At 42.8% G+C, this 7,506-nt stretch carries 6 protein-coding genes; 4 read left to right on the top strand and 2 right to left on the bottom strand.

Features of this window, described 5'->3' with window-relative positions:
* Positions 1–135: 135 nt before the first annotated feature.
* On the bottom strand, positions 136–501 hold the full coding sequence (locus ACMP1L_RS01780; RefSeq protein ID WP_178276227.1) for a VOC family protein: 366 nt from the start codon (positions 499–501) through the stop codon (positions 136–138).
* Positions 502–573: 72 nt separating this feature from the next.
* Positions 574–1,524, bottom strand: a complete 951-nt coding sequence (locus tag ACMP1L_RS01775) for an alpha/beta hydrolase (RefSeq protein ID WP_118731722.1) — start codon at positions 1,522–1,524, stop codon at positions 574–576.
* A 532-nt stretch (positions 1,525–2,056) separates the two neighbouring features.
* Here ACMP1L_RS01775 and ACMP1L_RS01770 point away from each other — a divergent pair.
* From ACMP1L_RS01770 to adhE, 4 genes are all read left to right on the top strand, one after another.
* Entirely contained in the window at positions 2,057–2,824 is a 768-nt protein-coding gene (locus ACMP1L_RS01770) for a ParA family protein (protein WP_118731723.1), read from the top strand.
* 2 nt (positions 2,825–2,826) lie between these two features.
* The gene (locus ACMP1L_RS01765; protein WP_373242506.1) at positions 2,827–3,924 is read left to right on the top strand and encodes a ParB/RepB/Spo0J family partition protein; all 1,098 of its coding nucleotides are present in this window, start codon (positions 2,827–2,829) and stop codon (positions 3,922–3,924) included.
* A gap of 30 nt (positions 3,925–3,954) precedes the next feature.
* Positions 3,955–4,476, top strand: coding sequence for a DUF4446 family protein (locus ACMP1L_RS01760; protein WP_118731725.1), 522 nt, complete (start codon positions 3,955–3,957; stop codon positions 4,474–4,476).
* 275 nt (positions 4,477–4,751) lie between these two features.
* The gene (gene adhE / locus ACMP1L_RS01755; protein ID WP_118731726.1) at positions 4,752–7,364 is read left to right on the top strand and encodes a bifunctional acetaldehyde-CoA/alcohol dehydrogenase; all 2,613 of its coding nucleotides are present in this window, start codon (positions 4,752–4,754) and stop codon (positions 7,362–7,364) included.
* The last annotated feature ends 142 nt before the right edge of the window (positions 7,365–7,506 follow it).

The raw sequence follows: 7,506 nt of genomic DNA, 5'->3' as shown, positions 1-7,506 counted from the left end.
GCAGCGCGTGCGAGTTTGGGTCGCAGGTCTGACAATAGGCGGCGCAGTGAACAAAGCGCAAAATTCCACCGTTTCTGCGTTTCTGTACGCGGTTTCCGGAACTTCGGACCTTTTAGTGGTTCCGTCTCAATATTTTTATTTGGCTGGTACAATTTCAATCCAGTACCCGTCGGGATCAGAGATAAAGTAAATTCCCATGGCTTCATTTTCGTAGCAGATCACACCCTGCTGTTTATGCTGCTCATGAAGCTTTTCATACTCATCGGTAACAAAGGCAAGATGAAATTCACATTCGCCGAGATTGTACGGTTCTGTACGGTCGCGAAGCCAGGTGAGCTCCAGAGAAAAGTTACTGGTGCCGTCACCAAGATAGACCAGCTTGAAGGAGCCATCAGCAGCCTCTTTTTCACGAACTGGTTCCAGATTTAAGGTATCTTTGTAAAATTTCAGACTTTTTTCCAGATTTAATACGTTGAAGTTAAAGTGATTGAACTGAATCATAACTTTCTCCTTTTCTTGGTAAAAATGATTTCATGTTTCACGTGAAACATGGGTATAAATTACATTCGCTATTTAACAAAAATATGTTTTTACAAGCTCAGCAATTTTTTCTGGATGTTCAAAATGCGCAAGCTCTTTTGTCTGTGGGACAAGAATAGTTTCGATAGAAGAGTTGTAATTCTTGTATTCATTCAAACGCTCTTCTATATTATCTATATTTGCACCACCAACCAGGTAAATGCTGTTATCAATTTTCTTCAGTGCATTCACCAGATTACATTTTGTGTAGTTACAGCGGATGCTTGCGAAAGTGGATTTTGGGGAAGCGCCGCGATGGGCGGCTTCATAGCAGGCATCCACATAGCTTGACTTCGCGGAATAAGGATTGTAAAGCTTTTTAGTTACCAATTCTTCCATTATCATTTTTTTACTGCTTGCTATGTTATATAAGAGCGTTCCAATAATTGGAAGTTCAATCATACATTTATACATTTTGGCAGTTTTGCCTGGTATAGAACTGAAATCAAGCAGACTGAGAGGATTGATTGCCATAATCTGATCGAAAAGATCTGGATTATTAGCGCATGCCATTAGTGGAATGGAAGCTGCCTCGCCAGATGTGATGATACTGGTCCGGTGTCCAATTTCCGATTTTATAAAATCGGAAATCAGCTGTACATACAGGAAATTGGTATATGTCATGTTCGCTTTTTCGGAACGTCCAAATCCAAGCAGATCAATTGTATAAACAGTATATTTGCTGCTTAAAAAAGGAATAAGCTGTTTCCACTCATATCCGGATGTACAGGTGTCCAGATCATGAATAAGCAGCAATGGTTTACCGGTTCCTTCTTTTGTATAATAAACATTGCCGAGACGCCATTTGAAACAGAGTGGTTCCGGTTCTGCCAGGAAATTTTTGGAAATGGCAGAAAACTGGATTGCTTTGTTGATTCCAGCGGTGGTGACAGCAGCGCCGGCAGAAAGAATAAGGAGCGTGAGTAATTTGTTTTTTGCTTTCATAGATTCCTCCTTTATGCCTTGCAAAAACATGCGTTTCGCATATATTTAGTATAGTATTATTTGGCAAAAGATGCAAGAAAAATACATCCGTTAGGAGATACGGATTATAGTAAGAAAAATGTTTGCAACTGTTCACAGGTAGAGATTTTCTGAACTGATAATTTCGTACGATACAGTTCTGGCAGCAGATTTTGCCGATTTAGAATGCGCGGTATCGGTAAAATCCCGTTGCTGGACACACATATGTGAACTGCAACAAATGTTTCACGTGAAACATTGAAAAACGAAATTACACAAGAAAGAAATGCCAAGAAGATGTTTCACGTGAAACATGAGTGAAGCGTAAAAAGTCTTATGGAATGCATGAAATACAGCAGCAAAAGTGTTATTGTACACGGATGGGCATTTTCTGAACGGATAATGCATTTTTAATAATACATTTTAGGACAAAGAATAGGAAAAGCAACAAAAATGTGCTATACTAATTCTATTGTAAAAAATAAATGGAATGACAGATTATAAGGATGATACTATGGGAAGAATAATTGCTATTGCAAATCAGAAGGGCGGCGTGGGAAAAACCACAACAGCTATTAATTTATCTGCTTGTCTGGCAGAAGCGGGACAAAAGGTTCTGGCGGTGGATTTTGATCCGCAGGGAAATGCGACCAGTGGTCTGGGCTTTGAAAAAGGCTATATGGACAAGACAGTATATGAGTTGCTGGTCGGAGAATGTACGCTGGAGGAGTGCATTATTAAGGAAGTTCAAGAAAATCTGGACGTACTTCCTTCGGATGTAAATCTTGCGGGAGCGGAGATTGAACTTCTGGATGTTCCGAACAAGGAGTCTTTGCTTAGAACAGAACTGGGAAAAATAAAGAATGATTACGATTATGTTATCATTGATTGCCCACCATCTTTGAGCCTTTTAACAATTAATGCACTGACAGCAGCAGATACAGTATTGGTTCCGATTCAGTGTGAATACTATGCGCTGGAGGGCTTGAGTCAGATTATACAGACTGTAGAGTTGGTAAAGAAGAAATTGAATCCACAGCTGGAACTGGAAGGCGTTGTTTTTACCATGTACGATGCGAGAACAAATTTGTCCTTGCAGGTGGTTGAAAATGTGAAAGCACATTTAAATAAGAATATTTATAAAACAATCATTCCGAGAAACGTGAGACTGGCAGAGGCACCAAGCCATGGCAAACCGATTAATATTTATGATACGCGCTCAACCGGAGCGGAGAGTTACCGGATGCTGGCGGCCGAAGTAATTAGCAGAGGGGAAGAATAGAGATGGCAGGAGCAAAAAGAGGATTAGGAAGAGGACTTGGAGCATTATTTGGAGAAGATACTGTTGAAGAAGTGATTTCAGAGGAAAAAGCTACAGCACGAAAACATGAAAGTGCAGTAAGTGAGACGAAAAATAAAACAGAAAATCACACAGTCAATAAGAAGCAGAATGCTGAAAAAAATGCAGTAGCAAGAAATAACGTACAGAAAACTGAGAAAAAAGAAGCGCAGACTTCTGAAAAAGAAATTTTGAATGTTGTACAAGAAATATCACCGCAGGAACAGGAAAAAGAGGTGCAGACTCAGGCGGAATTGGAACTGAAAATTTCAGAAATTGAGCCGAACCGAGATCAGCCGCGCAAGGCATTTGATGAGGAACAGTTGGAAGAGCTTGCAGATTCCATTCGAAAATACGGTGTATTACAGCCACTTCTGGTTCAGAAAAAGGGCGAAAGTTACGAGATCATTGCCGGTGAGCGAAGATGGCGAGCTGCTAAACTGGCTGGATTGAAGATGATTCCTGCTGTTATCCGGGAGTATAGCCCACAGCAGGCTATGGAAATTGCGTTAATTGAAAATGTTCAGCGGGAGGATTTGAATCCGATCGAAGAAGCGCAGGCTTATCAACGTCTGATGCAGGAGTTTTCCTTAAAACAGGAAGAAATTGCGGAACGAGTTTCCAAGAACCGTACGACGATTACCAACTGTATGCGTCTGTTAAATCTGGCTCCGGAAGTTCAGCAGATGCTGATTGAGGGCCGGATTGCCAGTGGTCATGCAAGAGCGCTTCTGGCAGTGGCAGATCCATATCAGCAGCTGGAACTGGCAAAAAAAGTTGAACTGGAACGAATGAGTGTCCGTGAAGTTGAAAAAGCTGTAAAACTGTTGGGAAAAGAAAAGAAAGAAAAGAAAAAATCCCAGGTAGATGAGGCTGTTGAGCTGGTATTCCAGGATATGGAAAATCGTATGAAAACGGTTATGGGAACTAAGGTTAACATCAGTCGTAAAGATAAATCCAAAGGAAAAATTGAAATTGAGTATTACTCCGAGGCTGAGCTGGAGCGTCTTGTAGAACTGATCGAATCTATCCAGCCGGTATAGTCTAAAACGGAAGGACAGGAATGCATTAATATGGAAGAAAGTATTTTAAACGATCTGGGTTTTGATCCGGTGTATCTGTTGATCGCATCGGCAATTCTTACCTTGATTTTAATGGTTGTGACAATATTGTGCCTGATTAACATGAGAAAGCTTTACCGCCGATATGATATTTTTATGCGTGGAAAAGATGCGGAAAGTATGGAAAACATGATTGTGGATCAGATGAACGCAATTATTGAATTGCAGTCCCAGGACCGCTATAATAAGGATTCTATTCGAACAGCTAACAAAAATAGCCGTGCCGCATTCCAGAAGATCGGAATTGTGAAGTACAATGCATTCAAGGGTATGGGTGGAAATTTGAGTTTTGCTTTGGCCATGTTGGATTATACCAATACCGGATTTGTATTGAATTCAGTTCACAGTCGAGAGGGCTGCTATCTGTATTTAAAGGATGTGGAACGTGGTGAAACAGAGGTTTTGCTTGGTGCGGAGGAGAAGGAAGCATTGGAGCAGGCTCTTGGTTACAAGGAGAGAAAGCCAGAGGTATAAAGCAAAAGACCAGAACTGAGATGAGAGTTATTATCCGGTCCTGGTCTTTTGCTTTTGTATTAATTGAGGCTTGCAGCAGTGTTGCAGCTCCGTCTTCAAATATGCATTTTGTATACAAATACATGTATGGAAAAAAGATCATAAAAATAAAAATAAATATATTGACAACTATTTAACGAGTGGTATAATACTAACAGAATTCATCGTTAAAGAAATATCAATATAATTAACGAAAGTTTATAAACCCCATTCAAAAACCGTTGGAGGATAAAAACATGGCAAAGAAAGAGATGACAGCAGTTCCGGAAATCATCGATAGCGTAGAGGCACTGGAAGCAAAGATGGCCGCTATGCGTGATGCACAGAAGGTATTTGCAACCTATACTCAGGAGCAGGTTGATAAGATTTTCCACGCAGCTGCGATCGCAGCAAATCAGATGCGCATTCCATTGGCAAAGATGGCAGTGGAAGAGACTGGTATGGGCGTGGTAGAGGATAAGGTGATCAAGAACAACTACGCAGCAGAGCATATTCACAATGCATATAAAGATATGAAGACCTGCGGCGTGATCGAAGAAGATAAGGCATACGGTATCAAGAAGATTGCAGAGCCGATCGGTCTGGTTGCAGCCGTTATCCCAACAACCAATCCGACTTCCACCGCAATTTTTAAAACCCTGATCTGTTTAAAGACCAGAAATGCTATTATCATTTCCCCACATCCGCGTGCAAAAGCCTGCACCATTGCAGCAGCGAAAGTTGTTCTGGACGCAGCCGTAAAAGCTGGTGCACCGGAGGGAATTATCGGATGGATCGATGTTCCGTCTCTGGAGCTGACTAACACGGTAATGAAGGATGCTGATATTATTCTGGCAACCGGTGGTCCGGGTATGGTAAAGGCAGCATATTCTTCTGGAAAACCGGCACTGGGAGTAGGTGCAGGAAATACCCCGGCAATCATTGATGATACTGCTGATATCAAGCTGGCAGTCAATTCCATCATCCATTCCAAGACTTTTGATAATGGTATGATTTGTGCGTCTGAGCAGTCGGTAACGGTTCTTGCACCGGTTTATGAGGCAGTGAAAAAAGAGTTTGTATACCGCGGTTGCTATTTCTTAAAACCAGATGAGATTGAGAAAGTAAGAAAAACCATTCTTATCAACGGATCCTTAAATGCAAAGATCGTAGGTCAGAGTGCATATAAGATCGCAAAGATGGCTGGTGTTGAGGTGCCGGAGGATACCAAGATCCTGATCGGTGAGGTAGAGTCTGTAGATATCAGTGAGGAGTTTGCACACGAGAAACTCTCACCGGTTCTGGCTATGTACAAGGCTCAGACTTTTGATGAGGCGATTGCAAAGGCAGAGCGCCTGGTTGCAGATGGCGGTTATGGCCACACATCTTCCCTCTATGTCAATGTAAACGAGAAAGAGAAGATGGCAAAACATGCAGCTGCCATGAAGACCTGCCGTATCCTGGTCAATACCCCGTCATCTCAGGGCGGTATTGGCGATCTGTATAACTTCAAGCTGCTCCCATCCCTGACACTGGGCTGTGGTTCCTGGGGCGGTAACTCTGTTTCTGAGAACGTAGGCGTGAAACATCTGCTGAACATTAAGACTGTTGCTGAGAGGAGAGAAAACATGCTGTGGTTCCGCGCACCGGAGAAGGTATACTTCAAGAAAGGCTGTATGCCGGTAGCTTTAAGTGAGCTGAAGGATGTCATGGGCAAGAAGAGAGCATTTATTGTAACGGACTCCTTCCTTTATATGAATGGTTATACAAAACCGATTACCGATAAACTGGATGAGATGGGCATTGTTTATCAGTGCTTCTCCAATGTACAGCCGGACCCGACCCTGGCAAATGCGATGGAAGGTGCAAAGGCTATGACTGCATTCCAGCCGGATGTCATCATCGCACTGGGCGGCGGCTCCGCAATGGATGCAGGTAAGATCATGTGGGTTATGTATGAGCATCCGGAAGTAGATTTCCAGGGCATGGCAATGCGCTTCATTGATATCCGGAAACGTGTTTATACCTTCCCGAAGATGGGAGAGAAAGCTTATTTTGTGGCAATCCCGACCTCTTCTGGTACTGGTTCCGAGGTGACTCCGTTTGCGGTTATCACCGATCAGGAGACCGGTGTGAAGTATCCGTTAGCAGATTATCAGCTGCTTCCGAACATGTCCATCGTAGATACTGATAATATGATGAGCCAGCCGAAGGGCTTAACCAGTGCATCAGGTGTGGATGTTCTGACTCATGCACTGGAGGCATATGCTTCTGTTATGGCAACAGACTACACAGATGGCCTTGCATTAAAGGCTATGAAGAACGTATTTGAGTATCTGCCGACGGCATACAATGACGGCGGAAACGTAGAGGCAAGAAGCAAGATGGCTGACGCTTCCTGCATGGCTGGTATGGCATTTGCAAACGCATTCTTAGGTGTCTGCCATTCTATGGCACACAAGCTGGGCGCGTTCCATCACCTGCCGCATGGTATCGCTAACGCACTGCTGATTTCTCTGGTTGTAGAGTATAACTCTGCTGAGTGCCCAAGAAAGATGGGAACCTTCTCTCAGTACCAGTATCCGCATACCATGGCCCGTTATGCAGAGTGTGCACGTTTCGTTGGCATTCAGGCAAAGACGGATGAAGAGGCAGTGAAGAAGCTCATTGAGAAGATTGAGGAGCTGAAAGCAGCAGTCGGCGTGAAGAAGACTATTGCTGAGTATGGTGTAGATGAAAAATACTTCCTGGATACTCTGGATGCCATGGTAGAACAGGCATTTGATGACCAGTGCACCGGCGCAAACCCGAGATACCCGCTGATGAGTGAAATCAAAGAAATGTACTTAAGAGCTTACTACGGAAAATAAAATAAGAAAAATGGGAACGTCCCGGACGATATGTGAAACGCGTCCGGGGCGTTTTTGTTTTAATTATATAGAAAATTGCCTCCTATGAAATAAAAACGCTCCGCGAGAAAGTATAATAAAATCTTGACATAACTAATGAAAT

Source organism: Ventrimonas sp., assembly GCF_048380235.1.
Classification (GTDB): domain Bacteria; phylum Bacillota; class Clostridia; order Lachnospirales; family Lachnospiraceae; genus Brotaphodocola.
This window is presented reverse-complemented; position numbering and strand designations above follow the sequence as displayed.

Bases quoted from the DNA above. Each gene is read 5' to 3' on its own strand.
- ACMP1L_RS01780 (WP_178276227.1), bottom strand. From the start codon at position 501: ATGATTCAGTTCAATCACTTTAACTTCAACGTATTAAATCTGGAAAAA.
- ACMP1L_RS01775 (WP_118731722.1), bottom strand. From the start codon at position 1,524: ATGAAAGCAAAAAACAAATTACTCACGCTCCTTATTCTTTCTGCCGGC.
- ACMP1L_RS01770 (WP_118731723.1), top strand. From the start codon at position 2,057: ATGGGAAGAATAATTGCTATTGCAAATCAGAAGGGCGGCGTGGGAAAA.
- ACMP1L_RS01765 (WP_373242506.1), top strand. From the start codon at position 2,827: ATGGCAGGAGCAAAAAGAGGATTAGGAAGAGGACTTGGAGCATTATTT.
- ACMP1L_RS01760 (WP_118731725.1), top strand. From the start codon at position 3,955: ATGGAAGAAAGTATTTTAAACGATCTGGGTTTTGATCCGGTGTATCTG.
- adhE (WP_118731726.1), top strand. From the start codon at position 4,752: ATGGCAAAGAAAGAGATGACAGCAGTTCCGGAAATCATCGATAGCGTA.